Source organism: Weissella cibaria, assembly GCF_004521965.1.
GTDB lineage: Bacteria > Bacillota > Bacilli > Lactobacillales > Lactobacillaceae > Weissella > Weissella cibaria_A.
On the sequence record NZ_SDGK01000045.1, the window covers coordinates 14,901 to 34,352 of the forward strand.

At 45.1% G+C, this 19,452-nt stretch carries 18 protein-coding genes, 1 pseudogene and 2 riboswitches; of the genes and pseudogenes, 6 read left to right on the forward strand and 13 right to left on the reverse strand.

Annotated features, from left to right (window positions below; translation table 11 throughout):
* Positions 1-18 precede the first annotated feature (18 nt).
* From EST42_RS06445 to alr, 4 genes are read right to left on the reverse strand one after another with little or no spacing between them, the layout of a single operon-like run.
* On the reverse strand, positions 19-1,164 hold the full coding sequence (locus EST42_RS06445) for an N-acetyldiaminopimelate deacetylase (RefSeq protein WP_134644723.1): 1,146 nt from the start codon (positions 1,162-1,164) through the stop codon (positions 19-21).
* A gap of 12 nt (positions 1,165-1,176) precedes the next feature.
* A complete protein-coding gene (gene dapD / locus EST42_RS06450) occupies positions 1,177-1,890 on the reverse strand; it encodes a 2,3,4,5-tetrahydropyridine-2,6-dicarboxylate N-acetyltransferase (RefSeq protein ID WP_134644724.1) in 714 nt (237 codons plus the stop codon).
* 15 nt (positions 1,891-1,905) lie between these two features.
* Positions 1,906-3,192: a diaminopimelate decarboxylase gene (lysA, locus tag EST42_RS06455; RefSeq protein WP_134644725.1), complete on the reverse strand. Its 1,287-nt coding sequence runs from the start codon at positions 3,190-3,192 to the stop codon at positions 1,906-1,908.
* A gap of 13 nt (positions 3,193-3,205) precedes the next feature.
* A complete protein-coding gene (alr, locus tag EST42_RS06460) occupies positions 3,206-4,321 on the reverse strand; it encodes an alanine racemase (protein WP_134644726.1) in 1,116 nt (371 codons plus the stop codon).
* Between the two features lie 122 nt (positions 4,322-4,443).
* A riboswitch (Lysine riboswitch) is annotated at positions 4,444-4,614 on the reverse strand.
* A gap of 113 nt (positions 4,615-4,727) precedes the next feature.
* On the opposite strand from alr, the gene EST42_RS06465 reads away from it, so the two are divergent.
* On the forward strand, positions 4,728-6,083 hold the full coding sequence (locus EST42_RS06465) for an aspartate kinase (RefSeq protein ID WP_134644727.1): 1,356 nt from the start codon (positions 4,728-4,730) through the stop codon (positions 6,081-6,083).
* A gap of 55 nt (positions 6,084-6,138) precedes the next feature.
* Here the strand turns inward: EST42_RS06465 and EST42_RS06470 are convergent, their stop codons facing one another.
* Genes EST42_RS06470 through EST42_RS06480 form a run of 3 tightly spaced genes read right to left on the reverse strand, consistent with a single transcriptional unit; the run spans position 6,139 to position 9,045 of the window.
* Positions 6,139-7,149, reverse strand: a complete 1,011-nt coding sequence (locus tag EST42_RS06470; RefSeq protein WP_134644728.1) for a DUF3114 domain-containing protein — start codon at positions 7,147-7,149, stop codon at positions 6,139-6,141.
* A 34-nt stretch (positions 7,150-7,183) separates the two neighbouring features.
* Positions 7,184-8,176: a ribose utilization transcriptional repressor RbsR gene (gene rbsR, locus EST42_RS06475; RefSeq protein WP_134644729.1), complete on the reverse strand. Its 993-nt coding sequence runs from the start codon at positions 8,174-8,176 to the stop codon at positions 7,184-7,186.
* A gap of 14 nt (positions 8,177-8,190) precedes the next feature.
* On the reverse strand, positions 8,191-9,045 hold the full coding sequence (locus EST42_RS06480; protein ID WP_134644730.1) for a GHMP family kinase ATP-binding protein: 855 nt from the start codon (positions 9,043-9,045) through the stop codon (positions 8,191-8,193).
* Positions 9,046-9,309: 264 nt separating this feature from the next.
* A riboswitch (THF riboswitch) is annotated at positions 9,310-9,407 on the forward strand.
* A gap of 41 nt (positions 9,408-9,448) precedes the next feature.
* On the opposite strand from EST42_RS06480, the gene EST42_RS06485 reads away from it, so the two are divergent.
* Complete coding sequence (locus EST42_RS06485) at positions 9,449-9,997, forward strand: folate family ECF transporter S component (protein ID WP_134644731.1); 549 nt, start codon at positions 9,449-9,451, stop codon at positions 9,995-9,997.
* A 59-nt stretch (positions 9,998-10,056) separates the two neighbouring features.
* Here EST42_RS06485 and EST42_RS06490 read toward each other — a convergent pair whose 3' ends face one another.
* On the reverse strand, positions 10,057-10,371 hold the full coding sequence (locus EST42_RS06490) for a hypothetical protein (RefSeq protein ID WP_134644732.1): 315 nt from the start codon (positions 10,369-10,371) through the stop codon (positions 10,057-10,059).
* Positions 10,372-10,553: 182 nt separating this feature from the next.
* Between EST42_RS06490 and EST42_RS06495 the strand changes: the two genes are divergently transcribed.
* The gene (locus EST42_RS06495) at positions 10,554-11,210 is read left to right on the forward strand and encodes a metal-dependent transcriptional regulator (RefSeq protein ID WP_134644733.1); all 657 of its coding nucleotides are present in this window, start codon (positions 10,554-10,556) and stop codon (positions 11,208-11,210) included.
* Positions 11,211-11,258: 48 nt separating this feature from the next.
* On the opposite strand, the gene EST42_RS06500 is transcribed toward EST42_RS06495, so the two are convergent.
* The 5 genes from EST42_RS06500 to rlmD all read right to left on the reverse strand — a co-directional run bounded on the left by EST42_RS06500 (position 11,259) and on the right by rlmD (position 17,702).
* The gene (locus EST42_RS06500; protein WP_134644734.1) at positions 11,259-11,984 is read right to left on the reverse strand and encodes a class A sortase; all 726 of its coding nucleotides are present in this window, start codon (positions 11,982-11,984) and stop codon (positions 11,259-11,261) included.
* A 934-nt stretch (positions 11,985-12,918) separates the two neighbouring features.
* The gene (locus tag EST42_RS06505) at positions 12,919-13,560 is read right to left on the reverse strand and encodes a redox-sensing transcriptional repressor Rex (RefSeq protein ID WP_134644735.1); all 642 of its coding nucleotides are present in this window, start codon (positions 13,558-13,560) and stop codon (positions 12,919-12,921) included.
* A gap of 224 nt (positions 13,561-13,784) precedes the next feature.
* Positions 13,785-15,092, reverse strand: a complete 1,308-nt coding sequence (locus EST42_RS06510) for a DEAD/DEAH box helicase (RefSeq protein WP_134644736.1) — start codon at positions 15,090-15,092, stop codon at positions 13,785-13,787.
* 105 nt (positions 15,093-15,197) lie between these two features.
* Positions 15,198-16,190 (reverse strand): Gfo/Idh/MocA family protein, encoded by a 993-nt coding sequence (locus EST42_RS06515; protein WP_134644773.1) that lies wholly within the window; start codon positions 16,188-16,190, stop codon positions 15,198-15,200.
* A gap of 144 nt (positions 16,191-16,334) precedes the next feature.
* A complete protein-coding gene (gene rlmD / locus EST42_RS06520) occupies positions 16,335-17,702 on the reverse strand; it encodes a 23S rRNA (uracil(1939)-C(5))-methyltransferase RlmD (RefSeq protein WP_134644774.1) in 1,368 nt (455 codons plus the stop codon).
* Between the two features lie 551 nt (positions 17,703-18,253).
* On the opposite strand from rlmD, the pseudogene EST42_RS11585 reads away from it, so the two are divergent.
* The 3 genes and pseudogenes from EST42_RS11585 to EST42_RS06530 all read left to right on the forward strand — a co-directional run.
* A pseudogene (locus EST42_RS11585) lies at positions 18,254-18,589 on the forward strand (helix-turn-helix domain-containing protein); the annotation flags it as partial.
* Positions 18,483-19,055: a hypothetical protein gene (locus EST42_RS10540; protein ID WP_167711149.1), complete on the forward strand. Its 573-nt coding sequence runs from the start codon at positions 18,483-18,485 to the stop codon at positions 19,053-19,055. The pseudogene EST42_RS11585 and the gene EST42_RS10540, both read left to right, overlap by 107 nt.
* Positions 19,056-19,063: 8 nt before the next feature.
* A complete protein-coding gene (locus tag EST42_RS06530; protein WP_134644737.1) occupies positions 19,064-19,435 on the forward strand; it encodes a hypothetical protein in 372 nt (123 codons plus the stop codon).
* Positions 19,436-19,452 lie beyond the last annotated feature (17 nt).

Consider the following 19,452-nt stretch of genomic DNA (forward strand, 5'->3'; position numbering starts at 1 on the left):
GTTGCCTCTTCTTATTATTTATTGCATCATTCGCCAATTTAAGTAGCCGACCATTGCGTCAACACCCGGTTGCAAGGCGGCCTCATCAGGTGACAATCCGGCATTGTGTAGCGCATGAGTTGGATCACCAACCCCTAACCAAAACATCGTACCTGGGAATTTTTGTAGCAAGAAGCCAAAATCTTCGCCAGTCATCGCCGGCGCAATTTCTGAAAAATTAACAGTCGGTGCTTCCGTCATATAAGCCATAAAGTGGGCCGTTGTCGTATTGTTATTTTCAACCGGCATGTACCCCCCTTGAATCAACTGCAAGTCAGCCGTTACACCGGTTGCCAATGCCACCCCTGACACGATATCCCGCACACGTTGCTGCATCATGTCGATATCCTGCTGGCGGAAGGCCCGAATCGTCCCATCTAAATGGGCTGTTTCAGCAATCACATTACCGACCGTGCCAGCATGAAAAGTGCCTAATGTCACCACACCACCTCGGACTGGGTCAATATTACGTGACACAATCGTTTGCACTTGATTGACAAACATCGCACCCGCAACAACCGCATCGACAGCTTCATGTGGGTAAGCAGCGTGACCACCTTTACCTGTAAAGGTTACATGAATCTCCGTCGTCCCCGCAAACAATGTCCCTTGACGCGTCGCAATTTGCCCAGTTGGCAAACCTGGATGATCATGTAAGCCATAAAACTCATCTGGGCGCCATTCATCGGTAAACACACCCAAATCGTACGCCCGTTTACCTCCATAATTGGCTTCCTCAGCTGGTTGGAAAAAGAAAATCAAATTATCCTTCGGTTGATGCTGGGTAAAGTACGCTAAAATGCCTAACCCCACGGTCATATGCATATCATGACCGCACGCATGCATCAGGCCTATATGTTCTGAAGCAAATGGCAACCCCGTCGCCTCAGTAATTGGCAACGCATCAATATCCGCCCGATACCCAATTGTTCGTTGTGGATCGGTTCCAGCAACCCGAACGAGCAACGCCGTTGGTAGTTCAGGTATTTCACGTATTGTGACCCAGGATTGCTGCCATTGTGTGACCAGCTGTTTCAAATACTGGTGTGTCTGCGTTTCGCGTAACGCCAGTTCTGGGATGCGGTGCAAGTCACGCCGGACTTGTTTTAAATCAATCGGCGTCATGTCAGTACCTCGTTAATCTAAGTTCCGCAAGGCGTCAACCAAAGCCGTCTTGCCTTCAGTCTGCGCATCAATTTCCTTAATGACACGTGCCGGCACGCCAGCCACAACCGTATGCGCTGGCACATCCTTGGTGACAATCGCGCCGGCTGCAACAACGGCACCCTCGCCGACTTGCACCCCTTCAATCACCACTGCGTTCGCACCGATGAGGACATTATCACCAATCGTCACAGGGGTCGCTGAGGCTGGTTCAACCACCCCGGCCAAGACGGCCCCCGCGCCAATGTGACTATGCGCGCCAACAATCGCACGGCCACCTAGCACAGCGCCCATATCAATCATGGTCCCTGGACCAATTTCGGCACCGATATTAATGATGGCCCCCATCATTATGACCGCATTATCACCAATTTCTACCTGCTCACGAATAACCGCACCTGGTTCGATTCGCGCCTTCACACCGTCATAGTTCAACAATGGTACCCCTGAATTGCGGGCCAATAACTCAACATGTTGTGCCGTAATTTTATCAGCATTTGCGGTTAAAACCGGTGCAATCAGCACATAGTCACCAATCACTGTGCCCGTGCGTGTTTCAATAAATACTTGTACGTCCGTGGGCCAGGTGATATCAGCAAGTTCGCCGGCCAATGTCACCCGTGCTGGGGTTTGCTTTGGCGTATTTGCAATGAAATTAATAATCGTTTGTGCATCTAATTCTGCCATTTTTTACTTTTCCTTCTATAAATAGTGTTGATCCAAGCGAACCAAATCTGCCAATGTTTCTCGTTCCACGACGACCTTAGCTTGACCGTTTTCAACAAATACCACGGCTGGTCGCCCATTTCGGTTGTAGTTTGACGCCATCGAGTAGCCATACGCTCCGGTTGCCAACACTGCTAGGACATCCCCTGGCTTTGTCTTTGGTAAAGCTTGCTCCCAAACCAACACATCCCCCGACTCACAATACTTACCTGCCACACGGACAACCTCATTAGACGGTTCATCTGGCTGAGTAGCTAAGACTGCTTCATACTTTGCCTGGTACAACGCCGGACGAATATTATCCCCCATACCACCATCGACAGCGAGATACGAACGAATTCCTGGGACGTCCTTGCGCGATCCAATCGTGTAGAGACTATACCCCGCTGGTCCAACAATCGAACGCCCTGGTTCGATCCAAATGGCTGGCATCTGCATACCATACGCCGCCGTCTTTTCAGCAATCGTATCGATAATTGCTTCAACGAATGTTGCGGCTGGTAATGGTTCATCATCTGCGGTGTACCGAATGCCAAAACCACCGCCGGCATTAATCACTTGCGGCTCGAAATCCCATTCATGCACCAAATCCACCAACTTTGCAGCGGCCATCTGGAAACCTGTCACATCAAAAATTTGAGAACCGATGTGTGCATGAACCCCTAAAACATTTAAATTAGGATCTGCCAAGGCTTGTTGCAACGCGGCTTCGGCTTGACCACTATTAACATCAAACCCAAACTTACTATCTGTCTGACCGGTTGAGATGTAATCATGGGTGTGCGCTTCAACCCCAGGGGTAATTCGTAGGAGAATATCTTGTGTTTGCTGACGTTCCGCTAATAACTCATGCAATACCTGTAATTCGTAGAAGTTATCAATAATAATCGTGCCTAAGCCATTCTCAATCGCCATCGTTAATTCTTCAACCGACTTGTTATTACCATTAAACGACACATTCGCCATCGGAAATTTTGCCCGCAAAGCCGTATAAATTTCGCCACCGGATACGACATCAATGTGCATCCCCTCTTGAGCAGCAACTTCATACATCGCAATCGTTGCAAATGCCTTCGATGCATATGACACCGCATAATTCAAATGACGCGCTTCAAATACGCGCTTGAAATCGCGCATCTGTTGGCGCATGGCCCCCACATCATACGCGTATAGTGGCGTGCCAAAGCGTTGTGCTAATTCATTGGCATCAACACCGCCAATACTCAAATGACCTGCTGCATTTGTTTGATAAGGTGTTTGCATATTCTCTTCCCCGTTAATCTGTAATTTGTCGATAAATGCGTTCTTGTAAATTCGTTGAAATTTCCCATGGTGCCAGGTCGGTATATTGACCGACATCCTCCAAGGTATTCTCTTGTTCACCTTGCCGACCAATAATCGTGACGGTAGTGCCAATTGGTAATTCATATGGTAATGAAATCATCATTTGATCCATTGCCAGCTTACCCACAATCGGGCGTTTCACCCCGTCAACGATTACCTCAAAGCCCTGCAATTTACGTGGCAGACCATCGCCATATCCCAATGGCACGGTGCCAATCCACTCACCTTCATGGGCGTAATAAGTATGGCCATAGCTAACACCTTCACCTTCATGGCATTTTTTAACAAACACCAATTCCGTTTCCAATGTGAGGACCGGCTCTAAGTAATCATCTGATCGCAATTCACCGCGTGACGGTTCAACACCGTAAACCACAGTGCCTGCTCGAATCACATCCGTCGGCATTTCATCCGCGTGATACATCGCGGCCCCTGAATTTGCTAAGTGCACTAAGGGCGGCATTTCAACACCATCCGTTAGCACATGCCACCGCTTTAATTGTTGGTGAAAATAATCAACTTCCGGCGCATCGGCTTCGGCAAAGTGGGTCATGATACTGGCATATGCGAAGGCCTCACTATGTTTATGCATAAAAGCAATCGCAGCTTTTAATTCAGTGCGCTCACGAAATCCAATGCGTCCCATACCGGTATCAACAGCTAGGTTAACTTGCAAACGCTGTCCGTTAACCGGCAGATATTGTAATGCCGCTTCCAACCACGCCACCGATCCGACCGTTGCAATCAAGTTATTTTCCGCGATTAACCGCGCATATTGCGGTAACGTAATTCCTAAAATTAACGTTGGTTCCGTTAACCCTGCTTGACGTAACGCCAAACCTTCATCTAACAAAGCCACCGCTAAGCCATCAATGCCCCCCGCAACAGCCGCTTGACTCATCGGAATCAAACCGAAACCATAGGCATTGGCCTTAACTGCTAAGAACATAAACGAGGCTTGGGATGCCTGACGCACTTCTTGAATATTGTGTGTCACCGCTGCTTGTGAAATGTTTAACCGGGTTGGTCGGGTAACTGCTACTACCATAACTTGTGTCCTCACTTTCATTAGTGTCACGCTAATTGTGAGGCTTTTCCGCAAAAAAGACGCTCAATTAACGGCACCATCGCACCATCAATTGAGCGTCTCACTAAAAAACATTCATTGACTGTGACGATAGCTCCCCGCTGCTTCCACAGCGACAGTCCATTGGCTCTTAACCAAAGGCCCAACGATTCAGTTGCGCTGAATCGTTTCGGCAATGTCCCCTTTCGCTTTGCATCTTCGCCTGTGCCGGCTCAACAAAGTTACTCATGTCTATTGCAACCTCTATCAATCATTAACGTAACATTAGAATACCCTTAAAAATTATAACTGTCAACACTTGACATCTGCCATTTTTTAATTTTGAATTATCATCAACAAATGAATGAATACACAAGAGGAAATTAGTATGCATGTAATCAAGTTTGGTGGTTCTTCCTTAGCTGAGGGATCACAATTAGAAAAAGTTATTGCCATTATCAGCGCAGATACCGCCCGTCAAGTTGTAGTCGTGTCTGCGCCAGGCAAGCGTTTCAAGGACGACATCAAGGTTACCGACCTACTTGCCAGCTATGCAGAACAAGCCATTGCTGGCGACTCTACCGTCGCCATTCAGGCCGAAATTATTAACCGATACCGTCAAATTGTCACGTATTTCAACCTTGACGAAACGGAGATTATTGGGACCTTATCTGAACAACTGGCAAGGCTAAGTCGGGTCCACTATCCCTCGTTTGACTACTTATACGCCGCCTTCATGGGCCATGGTGAATTACTAAACGCCCAACTGATTGCCTATGTCATGCGTGGTCTTGGTCATAACGCCCGGTTTGTGTCGCCAGCCGATTTGGGGATGATTGTCACCGGGACACCCCGCGCAGCACGTCTTCGCGAAGATAGCTATATCCGCCTAGCAAACTTCCAAATTGCAGCTGATGAGATTATTATCGTGCCCGGTTTTCTTGCCTATACCAATGAGGGGTTAATGGCTACCTTTTCACGTGGTGGATCAGATATTACCGGCGCTATTTTGGCGCGCGGATTGCGCGCAGATTTATATGAAAATTTCACTGATGTCTCAGCAATTTATGCTGTCGATCCACACATCATTGATCATCCTGCCGCCATCACCACGATGTCCTACCGTGAAATGCGAGAATTAGCTTATGCTGGCTTTGCGGTGTTCCACGATGAAGCGATCATTCCAGTAATTGAAGCTAATATTCCAATTAACGTCAAAAACACAAATAATCCCACGGCGCCTGGCACGATGATTGTACCCGTCAAACAAGTTACTAACCCACGTCCCGTGACTGGCATTGCGAGTGATATCCGTTTTGCAGCCCTATACCTACACCGCTATTTGCTCAATAAAGAAGTCGGCTTTACCTTGCGAATTCTAGAAATTTTAGCCAAGCATGGGGTTAGTTATGAACACATGCCATCTGGTATCGATGACATGACCATCATTTTCGATAAGACGCAAATTACTGAAGCAATGCGTGATGCGATTTGCGATGAAATTCAGGCTACTTTAGAACCAGACCATTTGGAATGGATTGATGATTTTGCCATTATTATGGTGGTTGGCGAAGGAATGAATAATCGTATCGGCGCCTTTTCAGAAATCGCCACCCCATTATCCAACGCTGGGATTACGTTACCTATGATCAACCAAGGCGCTTCCCAAATTTCTCTAATGCTTGGCGTACGCGCTGAACAAGTGAAAGATGCCGTCCGGGTGATTTATGACGCGGTCTTTTAACGTCCTTATTGGCTACCAAAAAAGACACCTGCAACCATTGCAGGTGTCTTTTTCATTAAAATTGATTTTTGGCATAGTTGCGTAGACCTGATTCCAGACCCGCCGTCCGCGCAGCTGGCTTCACATCCAGTGCTTCGTGAATTTCGCCGCCTTGACCAGCGTAATTAGCCGATTCGGTGTTGGCAATCTGTTGCAATTGAGTCAAAGTGTACGCAGCAGGGTCTTGTACAAATCGCAATGAACCATCAGCCATTTCGATTTGTTGCTCTTCCAAAGCATCCCAAAGCGACACAATGTGATTATCCCGATCAAAAATTAGCTCAACGTGATAATCCGGTGTCACGACCTTAACATTACTTTGGTCCGCTACACCCCGATTATGCAAAGTCACACCTGGGTGCAAAACCTCTTTGCTGGTAAACAACAAGACCTTAGCCTCATACTGGGCACGCGTCCAACTCATGTGGCGCACAAAATCAGACACCGGCTTACCTAGATAATAGCGTAGCTGGTTGTCAAACGTTGCTGTTAATTGCCTACTCGTGGCATATCGCGACCGAATACCGTTCCACGCCCGATACTTCAGACGCATCAAAAATGCAACTCGGTTAACGAAATCCCAATAGTCTTGCAAATCCGTTTCATTCACTAACTGTAGGTAATACAAGTTCGGCGTCATATCACGCTTGGACCAATCGCCCAAATGAGTCATTTGGACAAAATTCGTGTCATCACGTTGCAATCCCAACACTTGATAAAGCATTCCCAACCGATCCGTTGCCGTTGCACTACCCCGGTGGAAACCTGAAATTAACATTTTAGTAAATAATGATGACCCAATCCGGTGCGCCTCATACCACTTTTGCGTTAAGACACCCGTCATCGTATCATCCGTTAGTTCGGGTGCAGTTGCCACAGCCTCAACATAAGCCGCCACCGCCTTTGGTAACCACCCGTCTGCCGTAAGTACTTCAGCCTGGCCCAAAAGTGCCGCTGACATCGCAGCCCGGTGGACATCAACGCCCTTAGGGTTTTCTATCAGTTCGCGTGTTCGCTTAAAAAGCATATGCACACCTCCTCTTCCCACCAGCTTACCATAATTAAGCAAATGGCGCAGTTGATTCACGGACAATTAGGTTCGCATCAAACGCCGCCACCTGTCGTTCACCAGCAGGTTGGGCAATACGGTGCAACACCAAATCTAATGCTGACTTTGCAATATCCCAAACCGGTTGTTCAATTGTCGTTAGCGCTGGACGGAAAAATTCCGCATAGTCTGTATCATCATAACCAATGACTGATATTTCTGTGGGTACCTTAATGCCAATCGCATTCAGCCCGGAAATCAAGCCAATTGCCAATTCATCATTAAGGGCAAAGGCAGCGGTTGCATGTGTCACCGAAACAGCCATTGCCGCAGCCCTACCAGCGTGCTTCGTCAAATTTCGAGTGGCCACTTCACTCACCTTGACTCCCGCTTCGGCCATCGCTTCCTTGAAGCTTGCCGTCCGATACAACAAATTATCGGTATACACTTGGTTACCTAACAACACCACGTGTTTGTGTCCCAATGCAATTAAGTGCTCAGCTGCTTTACGGCCACCCTGCGTATCTGATGAATAAACCGCGTCGGCATCCGCCAGCTCATCATGATTTTCCAAGACAACCATCGCGATGCCGCGACGCTTCAAACTTCGAGCAACGGCGGGTGGATTTGACAGCTGGCTCGCCACCACAATGCCTTGAACCCCGGCAGCAACTAACGTCTCAACCGTTTGATCAGCAGTTGCCGTTTCTGCAGTCATAATCGATAGTGACACATTATCCGGTAAACCTTCCTGCATACGTTGCACAATATCCCCAAAGTAAGGATTCCGCAAGCTTGGTACCAACACACCAATCATCGTTGTCGTCCCACGCTTTAAACTACGGGCACTGGCATTTGGCACATAGCCGACTTCATCACGTGCCGCAAAGACCCTCTGCTTGGTGGCATCCGAAAAACGCTCCCCTTTACCGTTTAACACTTGTGACACAGTTGCAATTGAAACGCCTGCCAAATTTGCAACGTCTCGAATTGAGGCCTTCCCCATTATCCGTCTCCTTCTTAATTCACACTCATCCCCGTGTTTGCAATATCAACCACTTCAAACTTACCTGGCAACGCCAAGTAAGCCAACACATCCACTAAATCGTTGACTTTTTCTGGCTCTACCAACGTTACAATCGCTGGCCCAGCACCGGCTAATACCGTCCCATAAATCTCCAGCGCGTGTGAGGCTTGTCGAATCTTGGCTAATTCGGGTACCTTAGCGTGACGGGCAGTATCCAATCCAGCTGTCTCCAATAATTGCCCAGCAAGAACCACTTGCTGATTCTGCCACGCAGCTAGCAACATGTTTCCCGCTGCTGCTGTCGCCATAGCCACTTCTTGCGAAAACTGATTCGACCGATATGTTGTCACCTCACGACGGTACTCAGGCAAGTAAATAACCGCTTGATAAGCTGGTGCGACAACACCACTCGCAAAAACATTCCCCGCCTCTAGATAACTCACCGTCACGCCTCCCAGTAGTGCGGCCGTCACGTTGGCTGGTTGACCTTCAGTCCGTGCTGCCAACGTTAATTTCGTATAGTCGTCTAAATCCAATTCACCCAATTGGTTAGCTAACTCAATCGCAGCCAACAATGCAGCCGTTGAAGATCCCAATCCTTGACGAAGCGGAATATCCGACGTTACGCGGATTCGGTGTGGCGTTATATTAGGATATAAGTTTTGGGCAACAGCGACGATATAATTTGTGGCATCGGTCGGGATTGTCTCACCTAAATTGTGTTCTACCAACCAGACATCATTGGCAGAAATAACTTCAAGCGTTAAATAGCGATCGAGCGCAATACCAATTGACGCGACGCCGGGACCAAAATCTCCTAATGTTGCGGGTACTTTTATTGTTATCATGCGGGTCTCTTTCTTCGTAAAATTACTTTGTAAACATTTTACCAATTTTTACTAAAAATGACAGCCCCTCACCTACAGTTTGTTCTTAATTTATTAAGAAAACCGTGCAAGACTTCCCATTACACTGCCTATTATTGGACATGAAACTAACAATTAAATCGTTTACATCAAAATATTTTCGTCATTTAACATTTTACTTATAATATCACCCCACTTTTCCTGTCACCAGTCCATAAATTGCGCTATAATAAATTCTGTAACAGATGCAGGGTAGACTGTGGTGCGTTAAGTGCCGTGGAAACGGAATGTGGGCCACGGACGAAGAACAACGTGTTCGCGATACCATTGTCACATTCACTGTAAGAAGTGAAACCCTCCAAATACTAAAGGAGGTGTTTTCGATATGAAGACATTAAGTTACGCATTACCTCGTCTACGCACGACGCAGCTAGCCTTATTGGGCATTCTAATGGCCCTCGAAATTATTATCGGTCGCTTTACATTTGGCCCAGCTTCTGTAAAGGTGGGCTTCACATTTATTGTCGTTGGTTTGATCGCAAAGTGGTATGGGCCTTATTGGGGCATGATTGTTGCCTTTTTTAACGACTTTCTATCAACGATGATTAGCGGTTATAGCTATTTTTGGGGATTCGCCGTTTCAGCATTAGTAGGCGCCGCCATTTATGGTTTCGCTTTTTATGGTCGCGAACACATTAGTTGGTTGCGGGTCATTGTCACAGTTATCTTGGTCCTATTCTTGGTTAACGTCGTTTTGAATACCCTATGGATTGTGATTATGGGAGGGATGACGGATCCAAAGGCGATTACATCATTGCTTTGGGTTCGTGGGATTAAGCAAATTATTTTCTTGCCAATTCAAGCAATTATCTTGTATTTTTTCTTGAATCACCCCACGCTTGAACAGATGCGCGAACGCCTATTATTTAAGTAACAACTGAGTAAAAACCCCAGCTTTGCACTAAAGCTGGGGTTTATTAGTTGTGTTAGGTTTTAGTAACTTTGATGGACGACCAAGCCGATTTCACGACAAACTGCTTCAAACTGATTGGCAAACTTGTTTCGCTCATCGGTTGTCGCAAATTTAAGTGCGAATTCTTCATAGATACTGCCACAACCAATGCGGTAGATACAACTGTCATAGACCCGCCCGACAAATATTGGGCTGGTCTTTGTCATCGTTGATTCAACCGCTCCTTGCAGCAGTTTTGCCGTCTGCACCGGCATTTCCCGGGTGCTTTGCATTAGAGTGTGCAACTTTTGCATACCCACTAACTTGTTTCCTTGGCGAATCTCGTTTCCTCGCATTTGGGCCTCCAAAACGTGTTATCTGACGGACGTCAGAGTGACTTAATCTATAATTAATTATAACATGTAATTTTATTTTAAAGGCGATTAAAAATATTTTAACCAACCAGTTAACCCTATTATCAAACCCCGCGTGTTATAATGGACATACGAAACATTTCAAACAAAAAAGGACTGCTATTATGAGCGAATCAATTTCAAAAACCCAGTATCTCCAAACTATTTTGGAGCTCAGCAGTGGGGATGAAACAACTAAGATTTCAAATAACCAAATCGCTGAACACTTGAATGTAACGCCTTCTTCAGTATCAAACATGCTGACAAAGTTACAAGAAGCTGGCGAAGTTGACGTTGTGCCTTACTACGGGGTAACACTTACCGTATCCGGTCGACAAACAGCGTTACGCTTGATTCGATCACACCGTTTGATTGAGACTTTCGGTGCAACAAAGCTAGGTTTGTCGATTTCAGAAGCACACTTTAACGCTGACAATTTGGATCACGATGCTGATGTTGAATTTGTTGACGCCCTTGAACGTTTCTTAGATTTCCCGAAGTACAGTCCTCATGGCCTACCAATTCCTGACGTCAACTTTAACTATGAACAAGAGAAGTTCCGCACTTTACGTGAGGCCAAGGATTCAGAAACGGTTACTTTAAACAGTTTTACTGAAGATTTGGAACTACTACAATATGTCGAAACGGTTGGCCTTGAACTAGGAACAACTTGGACAATTAAGGAACGTCTGCCATTCGATGGCCCACTTGTATTGTCTGACGGTTCACGTGATGTGCAAGTCACCCAACACGCTGCCGACTTTATTTTTATTAACGATTAATAGAAAAAGCGGATGAGACTAACACTCATCCGCTTTTTTCTGTTTAATTTACTTAATCCAACGATTATCTACTGTAAATGCTGTTTGAATTGACTTAGCCGTCTTATCCCATGTTGTGGTCCGTTGAAGTTCACCACGCATCATCACACGCCCACGGTCAGCCGTATAATCACATGTAATCAACGTGACCAACTTCTTACCAGCTACTGGATAGACCCAATCGACATCAGTTGGTTTAATAACTTTAAAGTCAACTGCCCGATACTCGTAAACGTGAGTCATATCCGTTAGATAAATTTTCTGACCAACTGCACCCTTGTAGTAAATTGGTGAGAACAAAACATCTCGGCCAGAGTCGCCTTGAATGAAGTGACTAGCAAGTGCATAGTTACCTTCACCCATGGTTTGATCTGGAAACATCGTGCCAGCCCCTAATGATAGATTTAAATCAGTTGTGCCATTTGAAATCGGCACTGATAGGCCAATCTCAGGGATCGCGACAAAGCCAATAAAATTAATCTTTCCAGCATTTACTCGAGCAGCCAATACTTGTTGGGCCGTTAACGACCCAACCTTTTGCCAATCATAGTTGGCAGTTTTCTTTTCAGCTGCTCCTTTCTTAATCGACGTCTTTGTGACCTCTGGCTCGTAGGTCTTTAACGCGACATTAGCAATCTGATTATGAAAAATCAACAGCAAAGAAATAAGTAGCAACACAATAAATATGACCGCTCGTAGCCAGGTTCCCACGCGCCGTTTCTTTTTTTCTGTCATTGTCCCCCCACCTTTCTTTTCCCATTATACCCATTTGAAACCATCAAAATAAGACGCAGACGTGGCCAAAATCATAAGACAATTGACAAACGTTGTGCCATTACTCCTCTGCAAATGTCATTTTTTCGAACCATGCAAACTGCGACTTGAACGTCTTGATTTCACTGTCTGTATAAAAATAGTCTATATCCGCCAATAATTCGGCCATCGTGGTTGTATACGCCGTCTCAACACATTCACCATTATAACGGGCTAACAATAGCTGAATAAACTTGATATAAATCACTGCCGAATAATTTGTCGCAAAGGTAAACCGCTACACAATCGATCGTAAGGCGCTAACAAATAGTCGTGCATTATGACCACTCGTAACTTGCTGTAACAGATCAAAGATTAACCCATTAATCTTTCATTCATGATGTCTTGTTGAGAAAAAACGACTACGCAAATTAATTTTAACGATTGCTTCAAGTACAGGCACGGTGATTTCCGGTGACAAATACGGTAGCGCACATTGGGTTAATTCCAATTCATAGCGTGTCAAAAAGGGAAAGCCAGTAATTCTGTAAACACCACAATTGCTTGCCGTTGCTTGTCATCTTCGCGAACTGTGTTTTGCCTGAAATAAAGCATCCACCATAGCGGCGGTATCAAGTCTGCTCTTGCAATTGTTAGATTTCAGCCTGAATAGCCGCACCACCTTCATGGTCTGTAACAGACGTTCACTATGCTCATTCATTACGCCACTACTTCTTTTTTATAGTCATTATTAGCAGTATATCAAACATTTTTGTGATTAAACAGGTCGCCCATGTCCCAATCATAGGACACTTTTTATGAAATTATCGCTCGCATTTTGAATTGGTTTCCCGGTTTTGGTAAAAAACACTTTGTTCACCAGCGCGTACCGGTAAACAAAGTGTTTTACGTACATTTAGGCTTCAGTCCCACCAAAATTGTTGATGAAGTAAAGCAATGTTTGCAACTCGTTTGTCAAGTCAACGTTCTGCACGCGAACGTCACTTGGCACATCCAAACGTAGTGGCGTGAAGTTCAAAATTCCGTGCACACCAGCCTTCGCCAAACGGTTAGCCAAATCTTGGGCAACTGGCGCTGGCACCGTCAAAATAGCCACATCAATCCGTTGATCTGAAATCTGCTTTTCCAAATCATCAAGACTATAAACTGGCACACCAGCTTGAATCGTATTTACGATATCCTCATTGATATCAAAAGCTGCTGAAATTCGTGCATTCGAACTTTGGTGGAAGTTAAAGTTCAACAAAGCTTGACCAAGATTTCCAACTCCAACTAGGGCAACTGAAGCCAAAGTATCTTGATTCAAAATTTCACCAAAGAAAGTCATCAACGCCTTAACGTCGTATCCATATCCGCGCTTTCCCAAAGCACCGAAGTATGAAAAATCACGACGAATTGTTGCTGCGTCAAACTTTACTGCATCAGAAAGCTCATTTGATGAAACACGTGTTGTGCCCGCATCCAACAAAAGCTTCAAATAACGGTAATAAATTGGCAATCGCTTTGCGGTTGCACGTGGGATGTCATGTTCTGCCATGTCAGCCGTCCTCATTATTCTTTATTTTTTATCTCTAAGTTATTTCACAAATAAATTATCACTTGTGAACTCTCTATCCTTGTTAATAGTAACATATAACCGCCCTTATGTGAACTAAATAACAATTGTTTTTCACAAAAGAAATGGACCACTCGTCCGAAAAAGTGGTCCCAATGCCTAAATATTGCCGTTTTTCAAACGGATTTTTAGTCAATATTTTTTCATTAATGCTTTGGCTTACCCTTGTTTTTGCTGTGCTTACGCTTCGCCTTTTTCTCCTTTGCAAAGCGGTCCGTTCGTGACACAACTTCCTCTGCGGCTTGCTTCTTAGGCGCTTTCTTACCTAGACGGGGCTTTGCTGGTTGCTTTGGTTTTACTAAACTTGGTTGTTGACCAACCACTTCTGCCGGCGCGGGTGTTGGTGCGCCAGTTGAGCCAGAAAATGACTTAGGTTTAGCCGCTTGTTCAACTCCCGTTACAAGTTGGATGTCAACAGCAACCAAACGACGCAAATCACGTAAATCATGGTCATTTCCAAACGAAATGACCAAACCATGCTTACCCATGCGTCCAGTACGGCCGGCGCGGTGCGTATACGTCTCACCAGTGCGCGTCAAATCAAAGTTAATAATTGCAGGCAAATCAGGAATGTCCAAACCGCGGGCTGCCACATCAGTCGTCAGTAAGAATTTTGCTGTCCCCTTGCGGAAGTTGTCCAATGCCTTTGCACGCGTTGAACTAGAATCACCACGAACTAACGTTGCCATGGCGACGTGCTCGTGGGCTAGGAAACTAGCCGTAATCTTCAATTGCTTCGTCGTGTTAAAGAACACGATGGCTTGGAAATTCTTGCGGGCAGCTAACTGACGCAACCGCTTATTGCGTTGCTCACGGGCTGTTGGCCAGAACTCATGGGCAATTGCGGTTGGGATTGGCACATTACGTTGGTCAATGCGGTTAAATTCACGGTTGAATAACCCAGCCGCGATTGTTCGATCGACTTCCGTGGCACCAAATAACGCCACCTGTACATCTTGCTCATCGACGGTATCCCAAATGGCATCAATTTGCTTAGCCGTATCTTCGGTTAGGAGTTCATCCGCTTCGTCCAATAGCAATGTGCGCAAACGACGCAACTTTAACTTACCATTATCAACAAGCTCAGCCACACGCCCTGGTGTCCCCACGATCACTTCAGGATGCTTCTTTAAGGCATCCAATTGACGCTTAACATTGGCGCCACCTGTTAAGGCCAACACCTTTAAGTCTAATAGTGTCGCCCACTCACGGACCACCCGTGTCGTCTGCATGGCCAACTCTTGTGATGGTGCCAAAATAAGGAGTTGCTCACCATCCCCTGGCACTAAAGTCGGTAACAAGGGCCATGTAAAGGCTAATGTCTTACCAGTTCCTGTTGGAGCCAGCGCATCGATTGATTCACCATTTACCAGTGGTTCAGCCACGGCTTCTTGGATTGGCGTTAGGGTTGTAAAGCCTACTGATGCCAAACGTTCTTCAAAACGAGTATCCATTCTTTTTCCTCATGTCATTTCGTTTACTTTTCGTTCTTTTCATTGTAACAGAAAAGCACGCTTCATAACTGTTCACGAACAGATTATGAAGCGTGCTTTTAAGAATTACTTATCTGCCGGGAAAACAATGCCAGCGTCTTGACGCAAATTAGTTAACACAATATTCACGCGTTGGCTCAACGTGAGCAATTCACGATATGTCGCATCTTGACCAACTGGGTCATTAATAATCGCTGCGAACACTTGCATCTCTGGCACCATTGGATTTTCTGGTGCTGGTGTGCTAATTTCGGTGTTGTTACCAGCGCCATCTTTATAAACGACTGAACCCAATTCAGCGATTGAATCAATCACAATCGTGTCACGCATCCCCAAAATTTCTGAATGCAAATAACTGTTGGCTCCCTTACCGAATTGAATAGTCACATCAAAGTCAGCATAACGCAAAATGGCAATTCCGCGACCGTCTGCCCCATTACGCAATGGCGTTGCGAAGTAGTGACTTTCTTTTGGCATCCCAAATAGCTTAATCGCGGCATATAGTGGATAAACGCCTAAATCAGTCAATGCGCCTGCGCTAAACTCACGAGTTAAGACATTCGGCTCCTTGCCTGCCAAATAATCATCAAAGCGTGACGAATACTTTTCGTACACTAACGTTGCCCCCGAAATATGCGCCATCTCTGCAACTTTCGCTTCAATCGCTTTAAAATTATCCTGATGTACATGCCGAGCAGCCTCAAATAAGCGGACATTTGGGTGCTCACGCAAGGCTGAGTAAATGGCTTCATATTCCTTAGTATTTGAAAAGGCTGACTTTTCAACAATCACATGAAGATCATGCGCAATCGCCTGCAGCGTTTGCTCATAATGCAAACTGTTTGGTGATGCAATATAAACGACTTCAATGCCACTCTCATAAAAGGCAGCCAAATCTGTATATACCGCAACTTCACCAAAATCTTTGGCAAACGCCTCACCAGATTCGGCGCGTCGTGAGTAAACCGCTGTCAGTTGGTACGCTTGCGATTCATGCGCCGCTTCCACCAACATCTTCGTAATCCAATTTGTGCCAATAATTCCTAACTTTAACGTCATCATTCACTCCTTAGTTAATCTATATCCGATTTTAAAGCGCTTTCAATAATGCTATTGTACCATCAAAAACTAAAAAAGCTCATCAATCATTTGAAATGACTAATGAGTTTAATTGGGTTATCGATAGTTTTTAGTTCTATTAAATTAGTCCTTAACGAACACAGTAACAGATTCAATGTGTGTCGTTTGTGGGAATTGGTCAATTGGTTGAACTGGTCCTTGAATGTGGTAACCGTTCTCCAAAATTTGAACCGTATCGCGTGCCAAAGTTGCTGGGTTGCAACTAATATACACGAACTTTTCTGGTTCCATACCAGTTGCAGCATTAATCAATTCTGGTGTCAATCCCTTACGTGGCGGATCCACGAAGATGACGTCTGGTCGCATACCAGCTTCGTGCCATTCAACCATCTTCTCTTCAGCCTTACCAAGTTCAAACTTAGCATTGTTAACCCCGTTAATGTCGGCGTTACGCTTGGCGTCATCTACGGCACCAGGCACAACTTCAACACCCAAAACAGACTTAACACGATCAGCGATGGTCAATGAAATCGTTCCGATACCTGAGTAGGCATCAATAACTTCTTCATCACCAGTCAAACCGGCCTTATCAGCAGCCAATTGGTACAACGTCTCCGTTGTTTGTGGGTTAACTTGGTAGAATGAGTTTGGTCCAATGACGAACTTCTTACCGAACAACGTGTCGGTAATCACATCCTTACCCCAAAGCGTGTTATTCTTTTCACCCAAGATGACATTCGTCTTCTCTTGGTTCACGTTTTGAATAATTGCCTTTACTTCTGGCAACGCTTCGCGAATATCCGCGACAATCATTTCAGCTCCAGGTAACTTCTTTGAACGTGTGACCAAAACAATCATCATTTCGTGACTGTAGTAACCACGACGGACCACGATGTTACGGATAACACCAGTATGCTCAAACTCGTTATACGCTGGAATGTGATACTTACGCAAAATATCACGAACCACCACGATTGCCTTATCAATTTCAGGATCTTGAATATAGAAATCTTCAATCGGCATCAAATTGTGTGAACCACGGCGGAAGAAACCAGTCGTCAACTCACCACGCAATTCACGTGTTGGAATTTGTGCCTTGTTACGGTAACCAGTTGGGTTTTCCATACCGAGTGTCTCAGAAACTTCAACATCAACGTGTTGCTTCTTGAACAATTCTTGGATTTGCGTTTGCTTGAACCGCAATTGCGCGTCATAGTTCAAATGAGCCAAAGGTGCAATACCAGTTGTCAATGCAGCCACATCAACGTCCTTATTACGATCAGTAGATTCCTTCAACGTCTTAATCACGCGACCAAATGCATATGTTCCTGCAACCTTCGTAATACCGACCCGGATTTCTTCACCCGGAACAGCGTTTGCTACGAAGATTGGGAAATCATCTACCTTAACAACTCCGTTTCCTTCGTACGTTAAGTCGATGACTGTTGCGTCAAATTCTTGGTTCTTCACCACTGGCGCTTTTTTCTTCATCATAATCTCCTTTAGTTGGCCTTTTCGACGACCAAACGTACTTACATTATAGCATAATCGCAGCTCTCACTTAATGAAATCCCCGTGAGAATCCGCATTTAGAAAATTTCATGAAAACTAAAAAAGACATTTCGTATTCAGAAACGAGACTTGCGAGAATTAACTTAATGATTAAAACAATATAGCAGGCATCAATATAGACTGGATGCTACAGAAAAAAGAACGTGAAAAAATTTGGTTAAACAACTATTTGCTACAACAGAATACGAACACGGTTGCCGTCAAACAAGTTGTGAAAGGATTGGGCGGGCTGATCACGATACCTGGTCCAAAGCAATGGCATTGACTTAGTACGTGATCTACAGGCCTTGCAGCCTGACGTACCGACACTCATTGCATATGACGAGCATAAAAAAGTGTTTTCAATTAATCCTGCTTTGGAAACCGTTGAACACGCCCTGTATCCCCCCTATCTTGACCAATCTTTGCGGAATGCGTTTCTTAACGATTTGTTTTTTGAATGCCTAACAAGTTTGTAAGATTTTGCTGAGCGTCATAATACCAGCATTTCTACAGTTCGTGAAATTAAACTCGATTTGGCTAAAAACTTAGCACAATTCGATATTAGTATTAGTGATGATTTAAAATTAATTGGGAATGAACGTGACGTACGCCAACTTGGGTTCCAAATCGTCTACCACTACTACGCTGCGCAAGAAACCTTTTCCGGTCGCAGAGCGTCCACAACTCAAAGCAATCTTCGGAACTTTTTTAGCCACCTTGTCACAAACACTACCCGAATCAGCCAAACTAGCCTGCTATTATCAGTTTGGCATTTGGCATTTTCGGATTGCTCAAGGCCATCAATTACACGCCACGGTTACTGATTGTTTGTTCCGAACAACAGAAACGTTGACTGGCTCAGTTCGACAGTATACTGCTGCTTTAACTGATTTACTGTGTAAAGAAACCGGTCTATCAGCTGAAACATTAGACATCGAAATTCGTTACGCAATCACAACTCTAGTTGCCATGGGCTTTATTCCTGAGGCAACCCCGGCTGGTAGTGCAACGGCAGAAACCTTAGCCACATTGGATGTGTTTACTGACATTATGCAATCAAGTTACGTAAATTTTTTCAAGTCGCAGGATGGCTTAGAAACCACAATACTAGCCAAAATTGGGCAAACGTTGTACCCGTTACATTTACACTTACTTCATTTCAACCAACACCCGATTGATAGTCACCCAAACATTATGAACGCGTATCAATTTTACCCACTTCATACCGCGTACACGTGCATGTACTACGACGAATTGCAACACGTTTTAAACTGTCCTTCAAGACGGTAGATAAAACATTGTTCACAGAGTATCTGAACACCTTCATCGACCGCTTACCACGTGAGCAAATTTTCCCACTACTAACGGTGACAGTTGATTTACCAGCACGTGCCTCACTAGCCCGGTACATGCAACGTCTCTTAGCAGACATATTTGGTGCGAATATTTTAGTCACTAAACTCTTTACGGCGCAAAGTGATGTATACATCGCTGACTTTGCCCTGACCGCTGAGCAATCACGTCCCAGGTTCGTCTGGCAAGAAATTCCAACGATTCCACAAATTACGATGTTATACAATCAAGTGCACGCCTTAACTATCCAAAAATTCGAACAAGTTACCGGCAACCAAGTTGAACAGATTGCCACTAACCCAACACCACGCGCATAAAAAATCCCACTCCTGAT